Consider the following 22804-nt stretch of genomic DNA (forward strand, 5'->3'; position numbering starts at 1 on the left):
ACTTGTGGATAGCCTTCATCGCAGCACTTGAAAGGCGCTGTTTGGCCTTCGTCTCGCAGAGTGGCCGTAGGACATTGGACCAGGGACGCGGCGATGAACGAAGATTTATCTGGGGGAAACCAGGAATCCATGAATGAGATCGGGCTAGGAAAGTAAGCCCCTTGAGGTGAGCACATGCCGTCAGACCATGAACCAATAAAGCTGGCTTCCGACGCCCTGAACGATGAGGCGCTCGATCAACTGTTTCGCGCGGCGAGGTCCTTTTCCTACTGGCAGCAGAAGCCGGTAAGCGATGACCTGCTTCGCAGGTTGTACGAACTGATGAAGTGGGGTCCGACAAGCGCGAACGGCAGTCCTGCCAGGATCCTGTTCCTACGAACGCCCGAAGGCAAGCAACGGCTGATTCCGGCGCTGGCTCCAGCAAACGTCGACAAAGTGCGCACGGCTCCCGTCACGGCGATTGTTGGATATGACCTTCGCTTCTACGATCAGATGCCGAAGCTGTTTCCGAACGCTCCTGGGTATCGCGACGTCTTTGCAAACTCGCCGGAGCTTGCCGAGGTGACTGCGCGCCGCAACTCCAGTCTCCAGGGCGCGTACATGATTCTGGCCGCCCGTGCCCTCGGACTCGATTGCGGTCCCCTGTCCGGTTTCGACAATGCAAAGGTAGATAACGAGTTTTTCGGAGCGGGAAAGGAAGTTGGCAACTTCGATCAGGAGTTCTTCCCGTTGACCCATGTTCGGAGCAATTTTCTGTGCAACATCGGTTATGGAGACCGCTCGCATCTCTACCCTCGGAATCCGCGCTTGAGTTTTGAGGAAGCTTGCGTGCTCTTATGATGGGTCTGATGGGTACATGCCTGCGGAGGTGAGTTTCCTGCGCAAGCTATCAGATCTAAGGAAAGAAAACTGAGGATGAAAGACAACGCCGTTTCCCGTAGAGCAGCAATGAAAACACTCGGCGGTGCAGCTTTAGGTTCTGCACTGCTTCCTCACCTTCAAGCACAGTCAAGGCAATCCAATCCGGTATCGACAGCTCCCCTGAAAGAAAAAGCGCAGGGGCATTCATCACGCAGGCCAAGTATTCTGTGGATCACCGGTGAGGGCGTCCCAGTGACGGCCTTGAGTTGTTATGGAAGCCAACTAATAAAAACTCCGAATATCGACCGGATTGCGAATGAAGGAATGCGTTTTGAAAATAGTTTTACGACAAACGCATTATGTGCTCCTAGCCGGGCTACCTTACTGACTGGAACCTACAATCATTTGAATGGAATGGTTGCAAACCCGGCAGACACAACTGGCGGAGAAACATCCCCAACCTTCGATGCTTCGCAACAAACATTTCCTAAATTGCTAAAGCGTCTGGGCTACCAGACGGGCACCGTAGGCAAGTGGCACCTTCCCGCCAATCCGGGAGAGGCTGGATTTGATTATTTCGTCTTCAAGAACGGGGCGGGTGGTCCCTATTATGAGCCGAGCGGCTATCTGCAAAACCCAAGCCTCGGCAGTACGGTGATCGAGAAGAGAGTTTATCCCGGATATGAAACAGACAATGTTACAGACTTAGCCATAAAAGGCATACAGCAGTTCACCGAGCCCTTCATGATGATGGTGCAATACTTCAACGATCATCGGCCATTCGATCCGCCCCATCAGTACGAGCACCTATACGACAACACAAGAATTCCCGAGCCGGGAACTTTTTGGGATGACTATTCCAGTCGCTCAGCAGCCGCTCGCGAAGCACGCATGCGAATTGAGAACATGCCAGACTTCCACCCTCCGGCAGACCTGACAGACCGTCAACGCAAACAGTGGAATTATCAAAAGTTCATGGGCCACTTTTTAGCAACACTGCGCGCTCAGGATGACAATGTAGGGCGGTTATTAGACTTCCTGGATAAATCGGGACTCGCGGAAAACACCATCGTTGTTTATACCTGTGACCATGGGTTCTTTCTGGGCGAGCATGGATGGTTCGATAAACGCTTCATGTATGAACCGGCCATAAGGGTACCGTGGCTCATTCGCTATCCAGGAGTAGTAAAAGCGGGAAGCGTACAAAAGGAATGGGTAGTCAACATCGACAACGCTCCGACAATACTCGACCTCGCAGGCGCTCCGGTTCCTGAAGACATGCAAGGCAGGAGCCTGGTTCCCATATTCAAGGGAAACACGCCCTCGGATTGGCGTACATCTTTCTACTATCACTATTACGAATTTGCTCCAAACCACTGGGTCTTGCCGCATTACGGCATCCGCACCGATCAATACAAGTTGATCAACTACTACACGGTGAATGAGTGGGAGCTATTCGATCTAAAGAAGGATCCGGATGAAATGGAGAACCTGTTTGAATGGGAGGGTTACAAAGTAAATCCGGCTTATGAGCGAGTTGCCAATGATCTGGTAAGTCAACTCAAGGAGCTTCGAGAAACCTACAAAGATACAACAGGAAGGCCTGTAAAAATGTGGTCGACAGCTTCTTATGACTGATACGTGCAGATCCGAGAGATAGCTCCCGAGACCCAGTGATCTCTGTCAAGAAAACGGCTCTGGCGGTTTCGCCAGAGCCGTTCAACACTGTGCGGGAACACTGAACGTAAAAGTTCCGAACTCGTGCTTTCCATAACTTGCAGGTATCGCAGTCAAGATCAGGAAGCTTAAGGACGGGCTTGAGCGTTCGTTTACGCTTCGTCTTGCTCTTTGCCGATGAAACGGCATCCAATTACTGTGGGAAATAACATGATCCAACTCTTAGTCTCGTGCCCCATGGTGTTTCAAGGGATTAATCGAGGAAAAGCACAATTCTAATCTCGCAGATCGGGAGAGTGAGCAATTTCGTCGCGGCCGCACGCAATCTATTACTGAAGTATACTTATAGATAAGGATTATCTTTCTCGCCTTCAGCCTTTCAGGCTTCGCTCCAGACGAGCACCGTTCAAGTACGCAACGGCACAACTGGAGCAACAATGAGCCTTATCAAGAAAAGTAACCTTAAGAACCATCTTTCCGCGAAGCGCCTCACCAGTCTTCATGCGATTCATTTGATCGCCAAACAGCCAGAAGAGAGGTTGGGAGTAATCGATCTCACTTCTACTGACGCGAATGAACTTGGCTTTGAAAGCGATTTCTCGGTGGAGCATTCTTCTCCGGGGCGGGAACCATCACAGCAGTTGTGATCGCCACTTCTGAAGATTAGGCGTCCGAATTCCGCCGCGATCCAAGACATAAGGCAGGCGACAATTAGTGTTTGGAGCGCTCCTCCCGCGATTTCCCTTCGCTGCACTTAGTGTTTTACAAGTTGAAAGTAGGACAATATGGCTTCTGAAGCTATGCACATAGACCGCATGCTTGAGGGAACTGCCCAGGCAGTCTCTTCGCCGGTCGGTTTGAAATCCTGCGGCCTTCCGCTGCCCACCAGGATTGCTTTTGTTGGTAACTACCTTCCCAGGCAGTGCGGCATTGCCACATTCACCACTGATCTGTGTACGGCGCTCGGAGCGGAGTATGGCAGCCAACGCCTTTTCGCGATTCCCGTCAATGATCCGGAATCGCACTATGAGTATCCGGAACAGGTGCGTCTGGAACTAGCACAGGAAGACCTGAGCTCATACGAGCGAGCCGCCGAGTTTCTCAATTTCAATGGCAATGATCTTGTTTGTCTGCAACATGAGTACGGTATCTATGGCGGCCCGGCAGGCCAGCACATCCTGTCACTCCTGCGAAAGCTGAAGATGCCATTGGTGACGACATTGCACACGGTTCTTCGCGATCCGGATGTGAATCAACGCGCCGTGCTTGAAGAGATTGCGGGGCTCTCTGATCGGCTGGTGGTCATGACTGAACTGGCTGCCCAACTGCTTCGCGATGTGTATGCGGTCCCGAGTGGAAAGATCGACATCATTCCCCATGGAGTACCGGATCTTCCGTTCATGGATCCGAACTATTTCAAAGACAAGTTCGACACCGAAGGAAAATCCGTCCTGCTTACGTTCGGCCTGCTATCTCCGAACAAGGGTATTGAAAACGTGATTCGTGCGCTACCTACGATTCTGGCGAAACACTCGAACGTGGTCTACATCGTCACTGGCGTGACGCATCCCCATATCCGGCGACGCGAAGGCGAGCGCTATCGAGAACAGCTTTTAGCACTGGCCAAAGACCTTGGCGTCTCCGATCACCTGATTCTTAATAACCGCTTTGTGAGTACCGAAGAGTTAATTGAGCACATTGGTGCAGCGGACATTTACATCACGCCATATCTGCAGGAGGCGCAAGTCGTTTCCGGCACGCTCGCCATCGCCCTGGGAGCAGGAAAGGCAATCATCTCAACGCCATACTGGCATGCCAAGGAGCTGCTCGCCGAGAAGCGCGGTCTGATTGTTCCCTTTGCAAACCCTGACGCGATCGCTGAAGCGGTCACCCATCTGCTGGAGAATGAAGCCGAGCGGCACGCCATGCGGAAGCGCGCCTATCTGCACTCCCGTGGGACGACATGGCAAAAAACGGCCCAGGCCTACATGGAGAGCTTTCAGCGGGCTCGTTTCGAGCGCTCACTACAGCCCAGACCTGCCCAGCAGGATGGTGCAGGCACCGACCCGGTGGATTGCCTGCCAGTGCTGAACAGCAGCCATATGATCAACATGACCGACGATACCGGCATGTTGCAGCATTCAATCTTCTCGGTGCCTAATACGCGCGAGGGATATACAACCGATGACAACGCACGCGCGCTCATTGTTTCGACTTTACTGGATGAAGACCCGACGTATATTGGACGGCTAGAGCATCAGAATCTTTCCCAGCGCTACCTGACATTCCTATGGCTTGCGTTTAACGACGATACCGGAAGGTTCAGAAACTTTCTAAGCTACGATCGCAAATGGCTGGAGGATGTGGGATCAGATGACAGCCATGGCCGCGCATTGTGGTCGTTGGGCGAGGTGCTGGGACACTCAAGAAATGCGGGATTGAGAGGCGCTGCGGGGAGGCTCTTTGAAGCTGCTGTGCCTGCAACCCTCACATTCACAAGTCCGCGCGCATGGGCATATTGCATATTGGGGATGCAGGCCTATCTGGATTGGTTCCCGGGAGATAGAGTTATCCAGAACATTCGCAATGCACTCGCCAATCGCCTGCTGGATATTTATGAACGCAGCCATTCCGAAACATGGAAGTGGTTCGAGAAGAGCCTATCCTACGGCAACGCCAGGTTGTCGCAGGCCCTCATTCTGGCGGGCTGGAGAAGTGACAACCAGAGAATGATCGAAGCGGGCACGGACTCGCTCAAGTGGCTCGTCGCTGAGCAGCACCGAAATGACAGAGACATATTTGTACCGATCGGATCCAACGGATTCTTCATAGAAGGAAACGAAAAGGCCCGTTTTGACCAGCAGCCTGTTGAAGCGTGTGCAACCATTTCAGCATGTCTTGAGGTCTACAGGCTGACCGAAGAACCACAATGGTTTGAAGAGGCCCAGAAGGTTTTTCGCTGGTTCCTCGGCAAGAACGATCTGCGGGTGCCGCTCTACGATGCAACGACGGGCGGATGCAGAGACGGGCTTCACCCCGATCGCGTGAATGAAAATCAGGGAGCCGAATCCACACTTTCTTTTTTGATGGCCCTGCTCGACATGCAGGCAGCCAAAGTAGCAGGGATAGACCAACTTCTTCCTGAAATGAGCATCTCTTTTGAACCCAATTATCCTTCCAGCTAAATCTCTTGAACCTGTCACTCTGGAACAGGCCAATCCGAATGCGTGCATTGAGGCTCCCCTGCTTACGCGCTATCCGGGCAATCCGCTCCTCAGTCAGGAACATTGGCCCTACCGGATCAACAGTGTCTTCAATGCCGGAGCCGTGCGACTAGCGGACGGAGACACTTTACTGCTCTGCCGCGTAGAAGAGCGGACCGGCCTGTCGCATCTGTGCGCGGCACGATCGGCGAATGGAATTGACAATTGGCGTATCGATTCGCAACCCACGTTTCCGGCGAATCCTCGCGATTACCCAGAAGAAATTTGGGGCATCGAAGATCCGCGGATCACGTATGTTCCGGAACTCGACCAATACGCCATCGCGTATACATCGTATGCGCGTGGAGGCCCGGGTGTTTCCCTGGCGCTCACGAGTGACTTCAAAAGCTTTGAGCGATTCGGCGTAATCATGCCGCCGGAAGATAAAGACGCGGCACTGCTGCCCCGCAGGATCGACGGCCGCTGGGCCATGATTCATCGCCCCGTGACCGCGTTAGGCGCTCACATGTGGATGTCATATTCGCCGGATCTGCGTCATTGGGGAAGCCACAAGATCATGCTTGAGGCTCGGCGTGGTGGATGGTGGGATGCCAACAAGATAGGGCTGTGTTCTCCACCAATCGAAACAGACAAGGGATGGCTCGTGATTTATCACGGCGTACGGCAGACCGCTTCAGGGAGCATCTACCGGTTGGGACTTGCGCTCTTCGATCTGGAGAGTCCGGACATTTGCCTGCAGCGGGGAGATTCCTGGGTTTTTGGCCCGGAGACCAGCTACGAACGCGTGGGAGATGTCAACGATGTGGTGTTTCCGTGCGGGCAGACGATCGGCGTGGATGGGGACACAGTGAATGTCTATTACGGCGCAGCCGATTCCAGCATAGCTCTCGCCACCGGCAGCATACGGTCTATGCTGGCATGGCTGGATTCCAATTCGAGTCCTATAGAAAAGCGCGCAATTTAGCGGCGAGCGGTATAACTGCGAAAGACGTGAACGATGAAAAGTGAAGGCCTCAATTGGCCCGGTTGGCTGCCACATCCTCTTGGGATCAGCCGGATATGTCCGAGTTGTAATTCGGTCAAATTCAAGCAAGCGGAGCTACGTTCGATCGATGGCCTGCTGAGTCTGTTCTTCCTGCGGCCTGTTCGCTGCATGTTCTGCTGGCGGCGATATTACTGGCTCGCCTTGCACGATGCGAAAGCAGGGTGATTCGCCTACATAAAGTAAAACGTGTACTCTGCATCAACTTCGCTTGGAACGCACAATGGAGCTGGAACCATGCAGTAGGTATCAATTCCTGGGTGCACGCTTCCAACGTAGATAAGAATTGACTTCTTTCCCGCCCGATTGGATGGGGCTTGCTGTGCTTAGATGAAGATCGTCGCCATCGATCTTCACCACGCGCGGCTGCGTCTGCCCGATCCAGTTCGGAAACAGGGAGATAAACATGGAATGCGTCAGCGTCTTCGCCTCCTCGTTCACGTGAAATTCGCCGGTATACGCAATGTAAGTCGATGCTTCCTGTTTGTAGTCGTCGTCCGTGCCTTTGAACCAATCCCCGGAGGCAAACGTCTTGCGGTTCGGCTGACTCAATTGCGCCGACATGTAGCCATCCGGTGTGTACATAATGATGCCCTTGGGCTGCTCGCTCATAGGATAGAACGATGGCGAACCGTCCACTGGACGCTCTTCATAAGAAACGAGCATCCATGCTCCGATCAGTTGTTCACGAAGTCCTTTAGCCATGACATTGCTCCTCCTAATGCGGTTACGCAGCCTTGAGAGCACCATTATCAATCGGGATGACCTGCCCCGTGATCGACTTGCCCGCGTCCGAGGCCAGGAAGACGCAGAGCGCAGCGATGTCCTTCGGGTCTACGAACTGCTTGATGTCCTGGATGCTTAGCGCGGACGCTCGCTCTTCGTCCACGCTCTTGCCTTCGGTCTTTGCGCGGCCTTGAAGGACGTTTTCGATGCGCTGCCCGCCCACAGCTCCAGGGGCAACCGCATTGGAACGAATGTTGTGATCGCCTAATTCAATCGCGAGCGTTTGCGCGAAGCCAATCAGGCCTGCCTTCGCGACGTTGTAAGGACTACGGTTGGGATAGCCGAAGCGTCCTCCCACGGAGGACATCGTGATAATGCATCCCGCCGACGATTTCTTAAGATGTGGAATAGCGAGGCGGGTCACGTTGAAGGTGCCGATCACATCGACTTTCATCACCTCTTCCCACTTGTCTGGATCCACGGTTTCGACAGGGGCAGTGGGGCCCGAGATGCCGGCGTTATTCACCAGTACGTCGAGACCTCCCAGTGCCTTAATTGCTTCGGGAACCATCCGCTCGATATCGGAGCGCTTCCCGTTGTTGCACAATGTTGCCAGCAAGCCGGGAATCTCCTTCTTTGCGGCTTCGATCGCTTGTTCATTGATATCCGTGATGAATACAGTCGCACCGGCTGAAGAAAATGCACGAGCAATTTCAAGTCCGATACCAGACGCCGCCGCGGTAATAAGTACCTTCTGAGCCATAATGCCTCCTGCCTGTGACAGGTGCGATGTCATTCAAGATGCAGGTTGACGCCACTTTGTTGCAAGTTGTCCCCTTGCCCACAAGAGTGAGAACAGCCTTGCTCATGCAATTTGCCGCTCACGCACCCCACCCAACCAACCACCACCAATTCGCAAGCTGCCCATTCCTTAAGAGCAGCCTGAGGTAGAACCGCAGCTCATGCAGCGGTAGCAGCTTCCGTTGCGAACCATGATCGCTCCGCAGGTCTGGCAGCTGGGTGCGTCTCCCATATCCATGTACTCCCGCATAGCGTCAGCAGCATGGATCAGGCCACGATCCTCCATCTTCAACTCAGAGTGCGGCTCGGTTGACGCAGCCATTTCGGGCATTATCCCGCCTTGCGGAGCATAGGAGGCACCCATCCCCCGGCTGGGCGAATGCTGCTCGGGCGCAAGGTGAGCCTCAAAAGGACTCGGCTCTCCCGTACCCGAACTTGCACCCGGTGCCAGCCCTGCGAACAGCGACAGTTGTTGCCCGGAGAGGAAGCGCAGTTGCAGCCAGCGGAAGATATAGTCCATCAGTGATTTGGCATAGCCAATCTGCTCATTGCCAGTCCAGCCAGAGGGCTCAAAGCGCGTGTGAGCGAACTTCTCGCAGAGCACCCTCAGCGGAACTCCATGCTGCAGCGAAAGGGAGATCGCGGTAGCAAAGGCATCCATCAGCCCGGAGACTGTCGAGCCTTCCTTCGCCATCTTGATGAAGATTTCGCCCGGCTGTCCGTTGGGATACAAACCAACCGTGATATATCCCTCGTGTCCCGCGATCGAAAACTTATGCGTCAAGGAGGCGCGTTCTTCCGGCAAGCGATGCCGCACCGCTCTGGGCGGAGCGTTCAGATCCTGCCCATCCTCTCCCGGCACCGCGGAAGCAGATAGCTGCATGGCTAAGAATGCCTTGGCCGCTGCTGCCAGATCACGCGCGCTGATCTCCAGCTTCTCCGCGACCTTGGCTTCGAGTGACTTTACGTCCGCATCCGCAGCCTGCTTGCCTCCGGCAAGCGCAGTCAGCACGCGATCGGCGGTCTGGTTCAGCGCATCGTCTCCATTGGCGTTCCGGATGGCCTTAGCCTTGTTGCCGTCGGAGACGTTCAGCGGCTGAGCGCCCTTCGAACCATCGCGATAGACCGCGACGGCCTTCAGACCCTGGCGCCAGGATTCGGCATAAGCCTCGGCGATATCTTCCGCGGTGCAGTCATGCGGCAGATTCACCGTCTTGGAGATCGCGCCGGAAAGGAATGGCTGTGTCGCAGCCATCATCTTGATGTGGCCCATGTAGTGGATCGACCGCGTTCCCTTGGATGGCTTGAAGGAGCAGTCGAAGCACGCCAGATGCTCTGCCTTGATGGCCGGCGCTCCCTCAATGGTGCCCGTCGCATCAATGTAGCTGACGATGGCGTCCACCTGATCATTCGTGTAGCCAAGCTTGAAGAGCGCCGCAGGAACCGTGTTGTTCACGATCTTGATCATGCCGCCGCCCACCAGCTTCTTATACTTCACCAGCGCCAGATCCGGCTCAATGCCAGTCGTGTCGCAATCCATCATGAAGCCGATGGTTCCCGTTGGCGCAAGCACCGTCACCTGCGAGTTTCTGTATCCGTACTTCTCGCCGTGAACCAGAGCTTCATCCCAGCACTGCTTGCTGGATTCAATCAGTGCATCCAGCTGAGGAACGGCAAACGGCTCCGCGGAGCTGCGGCTCTTGCCGATCTTGTTGACCTCTGCGCGATGCATGCGAATCACGTCGAGGAATGGCTCACGGTTGACGTAGAAGCCGGGGCAGGCGCCGCCCTTGTGCTCCACCGACTGGGTTAGCGGCGTGGCCGAAGCCAGCGAAGGGCAGCTTGCGGCGATGCGCGACGACTGCAGGTAAGCCTCACCGCACATGATCGCGGTAAGCGTAGCGGCAAAATCACGCCCGGCATCGGAGTCATACGGCAAACCGAACGACATCAGCAATGCGCCAAGATTTGCATAGCCCAAACCCAGCGGGCGGTAATCGTGCGAATTCTTCGCGATTGCCTCGGTCGGATAGCCGGAGTTATCGACCAGAATCTCCATCGCCGTCAACATGACATCGATCGCATGACGATAGAGCGCGATGTCAAATGTACCTGCAGCGGTTACAAACTTCAGAAGGTTGAAGCTGGCCAGGTTGCAGGCCGAATTGTCGAGGAACATGTACTCCGAGCAGGGGTTCGAAGCATTGATGCGACCCGAGTTCTTCGACGTATGCCACTTGTTGATCGTGGTGTCGTACTGCATGCCGGGATCGCCGCACTGCCAGGTGGCTTCCGCGATCTTCGTCATGATGTCGCGTGCCTTGTATGTCTTAACCGGCTTGTGATCCTTGACCGTATGCGTAGTGAACTCGCCATCGTTTTCGTACGCGCGCATAAACTCATCCGTCACACGCACGGAGTTGTTGGCGTTCTGAAAGAAGATGGAGCTGTAGGCTTCCGAGTCCGGCCCGCTGGAGCCGTCATAGCCCTCGCGCATCAAGGCCCAGGCCTTCGCCTCCTCCTTCGACTTGCACTCGATGAAGTCCACAATATCCGGGTGATCCACGTTCAGGATCACCATCTTGGCTGCCCGGCGCGTCTTGCCGCCGGACTTGATGACGCCGGCGAAGGCGTCAAATCCACGCATGAAGCTCAACGGCCCGGAGGCGGTGCCGCCACCCGAGAGCAACTCCATCGATCCCCGAATGGCGGAGAGATTGGTGCCCGTGCCGGAACCCCACTTGAACAGCATTCCTTCTGTCTTTGCCAGCGTCAGAATCGCATCCAGCGAGTCATCCACGGCGTTGATAAAGCAGGCCGAGCACTGCGGATTGCGATAGCCGGTGACCGAAAACTCCACCGCGCAGGTATGCGGATTCCAGTGCCAGTTCTGCGCGTCGGAATTGGGCTCCAGGCGGTCACAGCCAACGTTGAACCACACCGGCGAATTAAACGCAGCCTTCTGCGTCACCAGCAGGTGGGCGAGCTCATCGTGAAAGATGCCGGCATCTTCTGCGGTGACGAAGTAGCCTCCCTTAAGGCCCCAATCCCGAACCGTTTCCGCAACGCGGCTCACCAGCTGGCGCACGCCGGTTTCCCTCTCCGGGGTGCCGATCTGGCCATGCAGATATTTGCTGGCAACGATGTTCGTTGCCGTCATCGACCAGTCGACGGGCACCTCAACATCCTTCTGCTCAAAGATCGATTTGCCGGTTGCATCCGTGATGGAGGCGGTACGGTACTCCCACTGCACCTCGTCGTAAGGAGAAACGCCGGGCTTGGAGAACAAACGCTGCAAGCGGATTCCACGGGCGGCTTTGGCCGCCGAGCCATTCATGTCCGCGTCTTTGGCGGTGGTTCCAGCGACTTCTTTGGTGGCAGCGATATTGGAATTTTTCTGGGTGGCCTCGGCCATGGAGTCTCCTTCGACTACAAAAAAATGAGATGCGTACCTGGCCCATTCGACAAAATAGGATCGAAAACCGGGACAGCAACTGAAAAAAGTTCAGGAAGATTCTTCTTCCGTTTTGGATGTCTTGAAACGATTCTGGGCCGTCACGTGCGGGCAGAAAGTACCACAGATTTCCCTCTAGCCGTGCATCCCTTCAGTGGGGCCGCAAGTGGGAAAGTACCGCTCTGTATGGTACATGTCAAGCGGGAACCACTACATCTTGTATTTTACGCTCCTCGAGTGGTCCCTGGTTGGGAAATGGCGGGATTCCGCTGTGGAGAACTCAAATAACCGCGCGGTCACTGGCGCATCGGGCGGGCAAAGTTTGAGACTACGTCGGCCGTCAGTCTCCCGCAAGGCGCAGAACTGGTGCAATTTCTGTGCAGGGGTGTGCAAATTCAGGAAAACCTGGTCGGCTATCGCCTGCAACAGGGCCCGGGAGAGGAGAGCCGGGCGGATATAGGGGGATCAATATTCGTTCAAAATTGATGCCATCTTGCGCCAGAAATGACGGATGCATTCCCAGCGGGCGCGGTTGGCGGTTTGAGCTGGTGCACGTGGAGGTATGCACCAGCTCGATGGGAGAGCTTGCCTAACGGCTTGCCGCACGAATGGAAGCGATCTCCCGCGCCGGAATATGGAGGAATTGCAGAAATTCCTGGTGCTCTTCCGGTGCGTTTTTCTCGAACTCGTGGTGCCACCGCTGCATATCCTGCTCCGTGAACCCCGCCGCTTTCATGATGGAGACCCACTTTTCCTTGTTGATCATTTCTGTCCTCGATGCAAACTCCTCAGCTCGAAGGAGCTGGAGGATTGCTTTTTGATTTTGGCGTAAATGCTCTATCTCTTCATCCAGTTCGAGCAGGCGGCGCTTGAGAATGGCAGCAGCATTCGTCTCCTTCTGCTGCAGCAGGGAGCGGATGCTGGCGAGCGACAGGCCGGCTGTGCGGTAAACGCAGATCTGTTTTAAGCGATCCAGATCGGCGTCAGTGTACTGGCGGTAGTTGCCGGGGGAGCGCGACGCCACACGCAGCAGTCCGATCGACTCGTAATACAGAACCGTCGTCCGAGAAAGGGAGCAGCTTCGAGCTAGTTCAGAGATAGTCATGTTCACCAGAAACTACTTTGAACCCGTCACCTCTAGACAGGTCAAGGATCCATTTATCGCCATTCTGCCTACTCTCCGACCCGTGAGCCGCAGCACGCCCCCAAAGAGCGATTCCAACGCAACCCCTTCCCAAAGCGGACAGGAGCTCCGCACAACGTTCTTTTGCTACGCAGAGCCTTCGCCTGATGGACTTCGCCTGATGGCAGGCCATTCCCTGGCCCCCTACATCAACCAGAATGGGGATGAAATGCTTTACGTATCCGTGACTGACACAATATTTCTAGAGCAAACACGCCGATTTTTGCAGCATACAGAAGGGCCGCAGCGAAAACGCTGCGGCCCTTCTGTATATACGTCACTGAAGTTGCTACAAATACAACAAAGCTATTTCAGGAACAGCGGAGCCATTACAAATGCGACGGTGCAAAGCAGCTTGATAAGCACGTGGATCGACGGACCGGCAGTGTCCTTGAAGGGATCGCCGACCGTGTCTCCTACGACGGCTGCCTTGTGGGCCTCCGAGCGCTTGCCGCCATACTGGCCGGTTTCAATAAACTTCTTTGCGTTATCCCATGCGCCGCCGCCGTTGTTCATAAAGGTGGCAAAGAGGATACCTACAATGGTTCCAACCATGAGCAGTCCGGCTACAGCCTCGGCTGCCAGGGTTGGATCTTCAGGGCTGATGAACAGGCGGAAGGTGACGCCGACCACGATTGGCACGCCGACAGCCAGCAGGCCGGGAGCGACCATCTGCTTGAGCGCGCCTTTGGTCACCAGGTCGACGCAGGCGCCGTAGTCTGGCTCTTCCGTGTTCTCCATGATGCCGGGATGTTCACGAAACTGGCGGCGAACTTCCTGGATAACGGTTTGCGCGGCAGCGCCGACGGCCTTGATCGCCAAGGAGCTGAAGAGGATAACCAGCGCTGCGGCAATCAGGCAGGCGACAAAGACAGCCGGCTTGGAAATATCGACCTTGGTCAGCAGAAGGGATTCATCCACCACTTTTACGCCAAGTGCATTGAGCTGCCCATACTTCTGGGTAATGAGCTCGTTGATTTCATCGATATAAGCAGAGAAAAGAAGGAATGCGGCCAGCGCAGCGGAGCCGATGGCATATCCCTTGGTGAGGGCCTTGGTGGTATTACCGACGGAGTCAAGACGGTCGGTGCGGGTGCGGACTTCTTCCGGCGCGCCGGACATCTCAATGATGCCGCCAGCATTATCGGTGATGGGCCCAAAGGTATCCATCGCCAGGATGTACGCAGCAGTGGCCAGCATGCCCATGGTGGCGATCGCGGTGCCAAAGAGACCTGCTCCGCGCACCCCAGGCAGCCCATGCAGCCCGCAGTAATATGACCCGAGGATTGCCGCAGAGATAGCAATCACCGGAGCCGCAGTGGACTCCATGCCGACGGCGAGCCCAGTGATGATGTTGGTTGCCGGGCCGGTCAGCGAGGACTTGGCAATCGATGCCACAGGACGGTAGCGATACTCGGTGTAGTACTGCGTGATCCAGACAAATACGTAGCTGTTGGCCATGCCGATAACGCCCGCGGCAAAGAACCACAGATTGTTATGCAGCAGGAAGCGCACCGCCACGTAGAAGCCGATGACAGCGAGGCAGGTGGTGACCAGGTAACCGCGATTGAGAGCGGACATCGGGTCCTCCTCTTCGTTCTTGAGGCGAACGGAGAGAATGCCAAGGATCGATGCGATGAGGCCGAAGGCGCGAGCCACGAACGGGAAGAAGATGCCCAGGATTCCGAATTTGCCAAAGAGCGCAACAGAGAGAATCATGGCGCCGATGTTTTCCGCAGCGGTGGATTCGAACAGGTCCGCACCGCGGCCCGCGCAGTCGCCCACGTTATCGCCAACCAGATCGGCGATCACAGCAGGATTGCGGGGATCGTCTTCCGGAATACCGGCTTCCACCTTGCCTACGAGGTCGGCGCCTACATCAGCGGCCTTGGTGTAGATTCCGCCACCGAGCTGCGCAAAGAGCGCGACAAAGCTGGCGCCGAAGCCGAAGCCGACAATCTGGTAAGGAACCGTCTGCGGATTCTTCATGCCGCCGAAAGCGAGAAAGATAAGGCCAACGCCAAGCAGCGAGAGCGCGACGACGGAAAGGCCGGTGACCGCACCGCCACGAAGCGCAAGCTGCATAGCACGATTGACGGAAGAGCGAGCCGCCGCCGCCGCGCGCAGATTGGCGCGGATGGAGACGAACATTCCGGAGAAACCAGCAAGACCGGAGCAGATGGCGCCGGCGAAGAAGGAGACGGCCATCTTCCATGCCAGGCCGAAACCCTTCTCATAGAAGTAAAGCGAAAAGAGCAGGATGGCGAGAACGACGCTGAAGCTGTAAATGGTGGTGTATTGGCGGCGAAGGAAAGCTTCGGCTCCCTTTTTAATCGCGCTTGCGATTTTTTGCATTTCGGGAGTGCCAGAATCGGCGGCAAGAACTTCACGTGTGAACAACCAGGCGACAACAAGCGATAGGGCACTTACTGTCAAAAAGAACCATACCCATGCAGCTACGGACACACTTCCTCCATTGCGGGGCTCTTGTCAAAGAGCCTCGGTCGATCCTGACCTCACTCCACTTAGGGGAAACACAGAACGATAGCACGTCGACTATTCCATGCGCCAACGAAAATCTGATCTGTGTGCTCCTACGTACATGGTCTTCCCTCGCCTTACTTGAATGCCGCGTAACTTTACCCCAGGTGGCACTCAAAATGGAAGAGAGAATCCTACTCAATGGGAACGCGAATCAGGTCAGCAACGTCGGGATTATCGGCGGGCCGTGGATGGAGCTTGAAGAGGACCAGTTGATTGCGGTCAGAGTCGTCAAAGGCAGGAAAAGTGGCGACCTGCTCCAGCCAGTACTGGGTATGCAGATCTTCGAGGGTACCTGGATCGAGGTCGTTCCATGCTGCGTAATATCCAGGCTGATACTTCTGCAGCCGGCTGGGCAGATCGAGCGTGCCGAAGTCATCGCAGATGCTGGGCAATCCGGTGATTAATGTGATGTCGTTTCCGCTGATCGACAGCAGGAGGCGATTCCCGTTGGGATGCGCGTCCATATAACGCGTCAGGTCGCGGGCAGCGTTCACAAAGGTGAACTCGGGTTGACGGACAAAGCGGATCGTCTCCTGCGCATTTCTCACAAGAGAGAACACGATGACAGCGACGGCAACGCTCCCGATGGCCCGGTTGGCACGCAGCAACGCTGCTGCCGCTAGCGCCACAATAAAGAACACGAAGACCGCCACCACAGCGTAGTACCGGGGCTGCATGTTGTTATGGAAACCAATAAAGAAGAAGTAACCCGCCACGGCAAGCAGAGACGAAACAAACAGCGGGTTGCTCCAAAGCGAGCGCGCAATCAATAGAGAGGTCACCACCATGGCCAGGGCCAGCAGCACCAGGGTTCGATCCACCCAGAGAGCACCGTGAACGGAGTAATAGAAGGTGACGATCCAGCCGAGGATTGTGGTGGGCTTGGTATAGACGTTGACCAAAAAGAGATAGCGGTAATCCTGCAAATAGTTGTGCCGCACCACCATCGCGAAGTATGCGCTGAACAGCAAGCCGGCAGTGGCACCCATGGCCGCGGCGGAGCGAAGGAAGTTCGCAAGGTTCTTCCGCTGCGGATACCACAGTGCATAGAGGATCGCGGGCAGAAGAAAGAGAGCGGTCGTCTTGGTAAGGACCATGAGGCAATACAGCACGCCCATGAGAGCCGCCAGACCCAGCCTGCGGCCCTGAGCAGTTGTCGCGGCGGCACGGCCGGCGATGAGCAGGCTGAGGAGTGTAAGGCAAATAAGCAGCGGCTCCAGAATGGCAAGACGGCTGAAGCAGAAGAAGAAGGAGCTGGCAGCAATCAGCGATGTGCCGAGCAGCGCAACCCAGCGCTCCGAATTGGCGCGCAACAGCGCATAGGCGAGTACGAGATTGCAGACAAAGAGCGAGACGGCAAGGGCACGCGCTGCCTGAAGGCTGACTCCGGTGAAGTGAAACAGAATCCACTCCAGAAAGGGCCAGACGGGAAGGGCCGCAGCACAATTAAAGTCTCCGGGAACGAACCATGAGCCACGGACGAAGTATTCGATGGCGGCATTGCCATACCATCCTTCGTCGGTGTACTTCGACCAGTCCATCCAGCGCGAATAATTGGGAAAGTCCGCGCGGAGATTGGAGAAGTGCATGCTGGCGAAAATTGCGATCGCGGCTATCCAGGAATACAGCAGTAGTTTCTTAAACTTCATGGAATATGGAAGAGCCCAGCGCGCGTAGTTATGCGTTCGAGAGCCATGGGCGCTGGGATCCTGCGTCTAAGTATAGCGAAGCAAAGGCGCTGAGCCTATTCCTATTCGTATGCCAGGGCGTCGATCGGATCCTTGTGAGCAGCCTTGAGTGCGGGGTAGACCGCGCCAATCAGGGCTCCGGCAAAGGCAATCGCGGCCCCTTTCAGCATCCACCCGGCGGTGAGTTGGAAGCTGAAGGTTGGATTGCGATAGCTGAGAAAGGCACGCAGGACGAAGGCCAGCAGAATTCCCAGAAGAACGCCTGCGACGGACAAGACCAGGGTCTCCCGCAGCACTACGCGCACAATGTAGGTCTTGGACGCACCGAGAGACTTGAGAATGCCAATCTCCCGGGTGCGCTCCATCACCGCGGTATACATCGATTGAAAGATGACGAGGAAGCCGACGATAACGGCGATCCAGATGACGGTATAGAGCGCGGTAGTGAACGCGGGGAGATGCGCCGGAGTCATCAGGGAGAGCCACTCGTCCATGGTCTGCACCTGATATTCCGACATTCCTGGCAGCGCCTTGATCTCTTTGCGGATGAGTTCCTGGTTGGCGAGGTTATCGCTCTTCAAATAGAAGAGGGTTGCATGTCCGTCGGAGCCCATCAGAGATCCCAGCGTATCGAGGCGCAAAAATTTGCGGCCTCCCTTGCCATGCTCCACGATGCCCGAAACCCGGAAATCGTGATTGAGGATCTTGATCGTGTCCCCGACCTTGTGGCCATTGTCCGCCCGGGCGTAGTAGTCGTCGATAATGGCATCGTTGGGGCCTTGAAACGGGCCGCCTGCAATAAATTCGAAGGGCTTGAGGGCGTTGTAGCTCGCGTAATCGATGCCCCAGATGGTCTCAACCGATCCGGCAGTACTAAGGTTCGTGATGACCGGGGCGACGACTTGAATATGAGGAACCTTGCGGAGCACATCGGCCACGCGAACCGGCGCCGGAGCACCGCCGACGCCGCTGAGGAAGCTGGCGTTGGCCGGACGCACGATCATGTCCGCGCCGATGCCGCTGACGCGCGTCTTCTGATCGTTGAGCATGCCAAACATAATGGCCACGATGGAAAGGATCATGACGACTTCAATCGCGACGGCGAAGATGCTGATGGCAGTACGCAGGGGCCGATGCAGCAGATTGTTGAGGACCAGCTTATTCATTCTTGCGACAACCTTCCCAAATTGAAACGCGATCTTGAATTGAAACGCAATCTTTATCCCGGAGGCCTCTCGGAGGCGCACATCCGGTTCGATAAGCCTGCTAAACAGGTTAGCATCCGCACCGGGGTTGCGCTTTCCCGGGGGCTTGCGGGAGACTAGGGAGAGAATCCGCTCCTGAGCTTGGGCTGGCCGACCTGGTTACCCCGCACCATATTTGGTGCACGTAACCCGTTAGTGTTATGAAAATAAAGGTTAAATCGCATTTTTCTTTTGACGTTGTAACCACATCGCCTTATGGTAGCGGGTAACGACCTGGATTACAGGATCTGTACATGGAGCATTTCGGCGAAGAACTGAAACGAGAGCGGGAATCCCGCGGTATCGGACTGCAGGAGATCACGGCGGCTACCAAGATTAGTAGCCGGCACTTGGTGGCTCTGGAGGACGAAAAGTTCCGTCAACTCCCCGGCGGCGTCTTCAACAAGGGCATCGTGCGCGGCTATGCGCGCGTTGTGGGCCTGGATGAGGACACATGGGTGAATCGCTACCTCACCGCCTATCAGCAGAGCGGCGCTATCTGCGACGACGATATCAGTTGGTTTGCCTTTGCCGAGAATGTCAGCAAAGCACGCCCAGGAAAGCGGGATCGCTCTGCGGAGAGGCTTCGCTGGGCTGGCGTATTTGTGTTGTTGACGGTGCTGGCTGTCGCAGCCTATTTCGTCTATGGATATGTACACCAGCGCCTGACGGCGCTGCCGGTGCACGCTGCCGAGCAAAGCACCTTAGTCCTGGGCGACGGCCACCTTTCGCGGATCGCGACGTTTCCTGGTTGCCGGGCGTAATCGGCCCTGTTAGCGGCTCCCCTGTCCCAGGCAACGCCAGCCCATCGTGATTCCTATATCTAAAGGCAGGTTCTTTCTGTGTAGAATGGTGGCGCAAATCAGGAAGGAACTGTTGCCATCATGTCTAAATTTATCCATGCGACGCTTGTCGTGACATTTGCGATGACCAGTTGTCTGGTTCCTCGCCATTCTGCAGCGGAGGCTGCGGCATCCGCGCCTGCAGATCAATCCTATGATCGTTCCGATCTGAATATGACCTACCATCCGCCCGCCGGCTGGACTACGCAGGATGTAGCACAGGTAAAGGCGGAGGGGCCCAATGCCAAGGCTGCGGAATGTATGAAGATTCTCTTCTCGTCGACACCGCCAAATGTCGGGGAAGGCGCAGAGGGCCTTAGCCTTGGTGTAACGGTCGTCGATGCGGTGCGCAGTTGCGTACCCAAGGACATGACTCCCGAAGCACAATTGCAATCGATGGTAGAGAACACGGGCAAGATGCCGGGCCTGAAGACCGTGAAAAATCCGAGTGCCTACTTTATCGACGGGCGCACCTTCTGGGGGACGGTGGCGAAGGGCAAGCCGCAGCTAGCCTCGGGGAGCACCAGCAACACGGAGGTCTACGTGGCCATGGTGGGAGCCGTGGTGAAAGATCACGTCATTCTGTGGGAGATGACTGCGGCCGATATCCCGATGTTGCAGCAGATGGCGACTTCGACCATCCAATTTACCGGCAAGCAGCCGCACATCCTTTATAAGGTCAACATCAAATAGCCCAATCCAGCGGCCGTTCTATTGGTTCGGTAACTTCTGGTCCTGCCTCCCGGCGTGGCATTGCAGGCATGGGCCAGAAGTTGCCGAGAGCCAAGTTCCTCCGAGACTTCCGAGCGTCTGAACTTTTTTTTGACTGGATCATAAATCGTGCAGCACTCGGTCTTTTCCGTGGGTGTTGTCTGGGCTGATGGCCCGTTCGCTGCGCTCCAGCGCCCACTCGCACAGGGTTTCTGCCATCTGGCTGAAACTTTTTGCTCTTGCTGTTCGGCTCTGCTACCGTTTTGATAGACGCTTGCGGCCCATTGGGGTCCTGGCTGCCTGAGCCCGCTTATCAAGCAAATTCGCGCAGTTCCTTCCAGAGAGAAACAGCGACAGCGGCAGGGCGAGAAATCAAACAGGGAGGAAACTGGCTTGTCTTCAAAAGACCGCTTTTTGTTTACATCTGAATCGGTAACGGAAGGTCATCCTGACAAAATTGCCGATCAAATCTCGGATGCGATTCTGGATGCCTGTCTCGAGCAGGACAACTATAGCCGAGTAGCCTGCGAAACTCTGACCGCGACCGGTCTGGTAGTGATCGCCGGCGAGATTACCACCAAGGCTTATGTCGATTTACAGTCGCTGGTTCGCGGTGTCGTGGCTGCTATTGGCTACGACAATGCACTTTATGGATTCGACTCCAACACCTGCGCAGTCATCTCGACGATCAATAAGCAGTCTGGCGATATTGCGCAAGGCGTGGATACAGGCGGCGCAGGCGATCAGGGCATGATGTTCGGCTATGCCTCCAACGAGAATGAAGACTACATGCCGACGCCCATTGCGCTGGCTCACGCGTTGACGCGGCGCCTGACGGAAGTTCGCAAGAGCGGCCTGCTCTCCTACCTGCGGCCCGACGGCAAGAGCCAGGTAACGGTGGAGTACGACGAGAACAACAAGCCGGTGCGCATCGACGCTGTGGTTATCTCTTCGCAGCATTCGGACACGGTGACGAACGAACAGCTTCACGCCGATATTCTGAAGCACGTTATTCAGGCAGTTCTGCCCGCGAAGCTTCTGGACGAGAACACGAAGTATCACATCAATCCCACGGGCCGATTTGTGATTGGTGGCCCCATGGGCGACACCGGTCTGACAGGCCGCAAGATCATCGTCGACACCTACGGCGGAATGGGCCGTCACGGTGGTGGCGCATTCAGCGGCAAGGATCCGACAAAGGTGGATCGCTCCGCGGCCTACATGGCGCGCTATATCGCGAAGAATATCGTGGCTGCCGGCCTGGCCGAGCGCTGCGAAGTTCAGCTTGCCTATGCCATCGGCGTAGCGGAGCCGGTGAGCGTGCTGGTGGAAACATTCGGCACCGGTAAGCTGGAATCAACGCAACTGCAGGAGCTGGTACGGGCAAACTTCAGCCTGACACCAAAGGGCATTATCGAAAGCCTGAACCTGCGTCGCCCCATTTATCGCCAGACCGCTGCCTATGGCCACTTCGGCCGCAAGGGACCTGATTTTACCTGGGAAGCAACCGATAAGGTCGCGGCACTGCGGGAGCAGGCTGCGCTGAAGGCGGGAGCAGCAGCGAAGTAATCCAGAAGTCGGAGCAGTAAGGGGGGCAGGCTCGCGATGAGCTTGCCCCTTTTGCTTTGGCGATTTTCTTTTTGACCGCAAGAATCGGAGTGTGGCCAACGACACCCAGGCGCCAAGCTGTGTGGAGGTGCTATTTTGCTTGGAGGTGCATCATGGGCGTCTCGTCTGGAGTATGGGAACAGGCATGGAAGATGGTAGAGGCGCGCAGCGCGGCAGCGATGTTTGTCTACGCCGTGCGGACGACGGGAATCTACTGCCGGCCTTCATGCCCCAGCCGCCGCCCGCTCAAGACATCGGTGCGCTTCTTTGCTACCAGCGAGTTGGCGGAGCGCGCCGGCTACCGCGCCTGCAAACGGTGCCGTCCTTCCGAGAATCATCCTCAGCACCAACTGCTGACTGCCGCCTGCGAATACCTGGAAGAGCACATGGAGGAGACGGTGAAGCTCGAAGCGTTGGGGAAGCTCCTAAGCTTAAGCCCATTTCATGCGCAGCGGCTCTTTCGGCAGGCACTGGGGATTACGCCGAAGCAGTACCAGCAGGCTCGCCGGATGGAGCGCTTTCGCGAACAACTGCTGCTCAAAGACAGCGTGACCGAAGCTGTGTACGAGGCGGGATTCAGTTCCAGCAGCCGCGTCTATGAGCAGGCCACGGCGCAGATGGGCATGACCCCGACTACGTATCGAGAGGGAGCCAAGGGAATGGCGATTCGCTTCTGCATTCACGATTGCACGCTGGGCAAGATCCTGGTCGCCGTGACTCCCGTGGGAATCTGTTCGATCGCCCTTGGCGGGCTGGAGAGTGAACTGGAAGAGGCTCTGCGCGAGCGCTTTCCCCGGGCCGAGTTAGCTCGCGACGATGCCGGGCTGGGGAACACGGTGATCCAGGTGCTGTCGCAGATGAGCGAGCATCCGCTGACGCTGTCACTGCCGCTGGATATCCGCGCGACGGCTTTCCAGACTCGCGTGTGGCAGGCGCTGCAGCGGATTCCGCGAGGCGAGACGCGCAGCTATGCGGAGGTTGCACGCGAGATCGGACAGCCAACCGCAGTGCGTGCGGTGGCGCGGGCCTGCGCTTCCAATCCGGTCGCGCTGGCCATTCCCTGCCACCGCGTCGTGGGGAGCGACGGCAAATTGACGGGATATCGCTGGGGGGTGGAGCGCAAGCGGAAACTGCTCGAAGCCGAGCGCTCTGCCGCTGTATTGGCGCACTCGCGAATTTAGCCCCCTGCTGGCACCAGC

General features: G+C 56.2%; 16 protein-coding genes. 9 read left to right on the plus strand and 7 right to left on the minus strand.

All coding sequences use genetic code 11. From position 1 onward, the window contains the following. The first annotated feature begins 174 nt into the window (after positions 1-174). From VM554_08365 to VM554_08385, 5 genes are all read left to right on the plus strand, one after another. Positions 175-840, plus strand: a complete 666-nt coding sequence (locus VM554_08365) for a malonic semialdehyde reductase (protein ID HVJ08386.1) — start codon at positions 175-177, stop codon at positions 838-840. Between the two features lie 75 nt (positions 841-915). Beyond that, a complete protein-coding gene (locus tag VM554_08370) occupies positions 916-2499 on the plus strand; it encodes a sulfatase (protein HVJ08387.1) in 1584 nt (527 codons plus the stop codon). A gap of 476 nt (positions 2500-2975) precedes the next feature. Next, positions 2976-3185 carry a hypothetical protein gene (locus VM554_08375; GenBank protein ID HVJ08388.1) on the plus strand — a complete coding sequence of 70 codons (210 nt, stop codon included), beginning with the start codon at positions 2976-2978 and terminating at the stop codon, positions 3183-3185. Between the two features lie 138 nt (positions 3186-3323). After that, positions 3324-5723, plus strand: a complete 2400-nt coding sequence (locus tag VM554_08380) for a glycosyltransferase family 4 protein (GenBank protein HVJ08389.1) — start codon at positions 3324-3326, stop codon at positions 5721-5723. Beyond that, positions 5698-6726 carry a hypothetical protein gene (locus tag VM554_08385; GenBank protein ID HVJ08390.1) on the plus strand — a complete coding sequence of 343 codons (1029 nt, stop codon included), beginning with the start codon at positions 5698-5700 and terminating at the stop codon, positions 6724-6726. The genes VM554_08380 and VM554_08385 overlap by 26 nt, the downstream gene beginning before the upstream one ends. A 327-nt stretch (positions 6727-7053) precedes the next feature. Here the strand turns inward: VM554_08385 and VM554_08390 are convergent, their stop codons facing one another. The 7 genes from VM554_08390 to VM554_08420 form a co-directional block, all read right to left on the minus strand. Then, on the minus strand, positions 7054-7509 hold the full coding sequence (locus VM554_08390; protein ID HVJ08391.1) for a lipocalin-like domain-containing protein: 456 nt from the start codon (positions 7507-7509) through the stop codon (positions 7054-7056). A 22-nt stretch (positions 7510-7531) separates the two neighbouring features. Beyond that, complete coding sequence (locus tag VM554_08395; GenBank protein HVJ08392.1) at positions 7532-8293, minus strand: SDR family oxidoreductase; 762 nt, start codon at positions 8291-8293, stop codon at positions 7532-7534. Between the two features lie 168 nt (positions 8294-8461). Beyond that, positions 8462-11746, minus strand: a complete 3285-nt coding sequence (locus tag VM554_08400) for a vitamin B12-dependent ribonucleotide reductase (protein HVJ08393.1) — start codon at positions 11744-11746, stop codon at positions 8462-8464. 628 nt (positions 11747-12374) lie between these two features. After that, entirely contained in the window at positions 12375-12890 is a 516-nt protein-coding gene (locus tag VM554_08405; protein ID HVJ08394.1) for a MerR family transcriptional regulator, read from the minus strand. Positions 12891-13274: 384 nt separating this feature from the next. After that, a complete protein-coding gene (locus tag VM554_08410; GenBank protein HVJ08395.1) occupies positions 13275-15434 on the minus strand; it encodes a sodium-translocating pyrophosphatase in 2160 nt (719 codons plus the stop codon). A gap of 209 nt (positions 15435-15643) precedes the next feature. Beyond that, the gene (locus tag VM554_08415) at positions 15644-17161 is read right to left on the minus strand and encodes a glycosyltransferase family 39 protein (protein HVJ08396.1); all 1518 of its coding nucleotides are present in this window, start codon (positions 17159-17161) and stop codon (positions 15644-15646) included. Positions 17162-17262: 101 nt separating this feature from the next. Further along, positions 17263-18366: an FtsX-like permease family protein gene (locus VM554_08420; protein HVJ08397.1), complete on the minus strand. Its 1104-nt coding sequence runs from the start codon at positions 18364-18366 to the stop codon at positions 17263-17265. Between the two features lie 332 nt (positions 18367-18698). Between VM554_08420 and VM554_08425 the strand changes: the two genes are divergently transcribed. The 4 genes from VM554_08425 (at position 18699) to ada (ending at position 22786) form a co-directional block, all read left to right on the plus strand. Continuing rightward, complete coding sequence (locus VM554_08425; GenBank protein HVJ08398.1) at positions 18699-19208, plus strand: helix-turn-helix domain-containing protein; 510 nt, start codon at positions 18699-18701, stop codon at positions 19206-19208. A 120-nt stretch (positions 19209-19328) separates the two neighbouring features. Continuing rightward, a complete protein-coding gene (locus VM554_08430; protein ID HVJ08399.1) occupies positions 19329-19979 on the plus strand; it encodes a hypothetical protein in 651 nt (216 codons plus the stop codon). Positions 19980-20390: 411 nt separating this feature from the next. Beyond that, a complete protein-coding gene (gene metK, locus VM554_08435; GenBank protein ID HVJ08400.1) occupies positions 20391-21566 on the plus strand; it encodes a methionine adenosyltransferase in 1176 nt (391 codons plus the stop codon). Positions 21567-21718: 152 nt separating this feature from the next. Then, complete coding sequence (ada, locus tag VM554_08440; GenBank protein HVJ08401.1) at positions 21719-22786, plus strand: bifunctional DNA-binding transcriptional regulator/O6-methylguanine-DNA methyltransferase Ada; 1068 nt, start codon at positions 21719-21721, stop codon at positions 22784-22786. Positions 22787-22804: the final 18 nt, after the last annotated feature.

Origin of the sequence: Acidisarcina sp. (assembly GCA_035539175.1) — a bacterium.
GTDB lineage: Bacteria > Acidobacteriota > Terriglobia > Terriglobales > Acidobacteriaceae > JANXZS01.

Bases quoted from the DNA above. Each gene is read 5' to 3' on its own strand.
- VM554_08380 (HVJ08389.1), top strand. From the start codon at position 3,324: ATGGCTTCTGAAGCTATGCACATAGACCGCATGCTTGAGGGAACTGCC.
- ada (HVJ08401.1), top strand. From the start codon at position 21,719: ATGGGCGTCTCGTCTGGAGTATGGGAACAGGCATGGAAGATGGTAGAG.
- VM554_08365 (HVJ08386.1), top strand. From the start codon at position 175: ATGCCGTCAGACCATGAACCAATAAAGCTGGCTTCCGACGCCCTGAAC.
- VM554_08375 (HVJ08388.1), top strand. From the start codon at position 2,976: ATGAGCCTTATCAAGAAAAGTAACCTTAAGAACCATCTTTCCGCGAAG.
- VM554_08370 (HVJ08387.1), top strand. From the start codon at position 916: ATGAAAGACAACGCCGTTTCCCGTAGAGCAGCAATGAAAACACTCGGC.
- VM554_08390 (HVJ08391.1), bottom strand. From the start codon at position 7,509: ATGGCTAAAGGACTTCGTGAACAACTGATCGGAGCATGGATGCTCGTT.
- VM554_08405 (HVJ08394.1), bottom strand. From the start codon at position 12,890: ATGACTATCTCTGAACTAGCTCGAAGCTGCTCCCTTTCTCGGACGACG.
- VM554_08425 (HVJ08398.1), top strand. From the start codon at position 18,699: ATGGAGCATTTCGGCGAAGAACTGAAACGAGAGCGGGAATCCCGCGGT.
- VM554_08430 (HVJ08399.1), top strand. From the start codon at position 19,329: ATGTCTAAATTTATCCATGCGACGCTTGTCGTGACATTTGCGATGACC.
- VM554_08400 (HVJ08393.1), bottom strand. From the start codon at position 11,746: ATGGCCGAGGCCACCCAGAAAAATTCCAATATCGCTGCCACCAAAGAA.
- VM554_08415 (HVJ08396.1), bottom strand. From the start codon at position 17,161: ATGAAGTTTAAGAAACTACTGCTGTATTCCTGGATAGCCGCGATCGCA.
- VM554_08420 (HVJ08397.1), bottom strand. From the start codon at position 18,366: ATGAATAAGCTGGTCCTCAACAATCTGCTGCATCGGCCCCTGCGTACT.
- VM554_08395 (HVJ08392.1), bottom strand. From the start codon at position 8,293: ATGGCTCAGAAGGTACTTATTACCGCGGCGGCGTCTGGTATCGGACTT.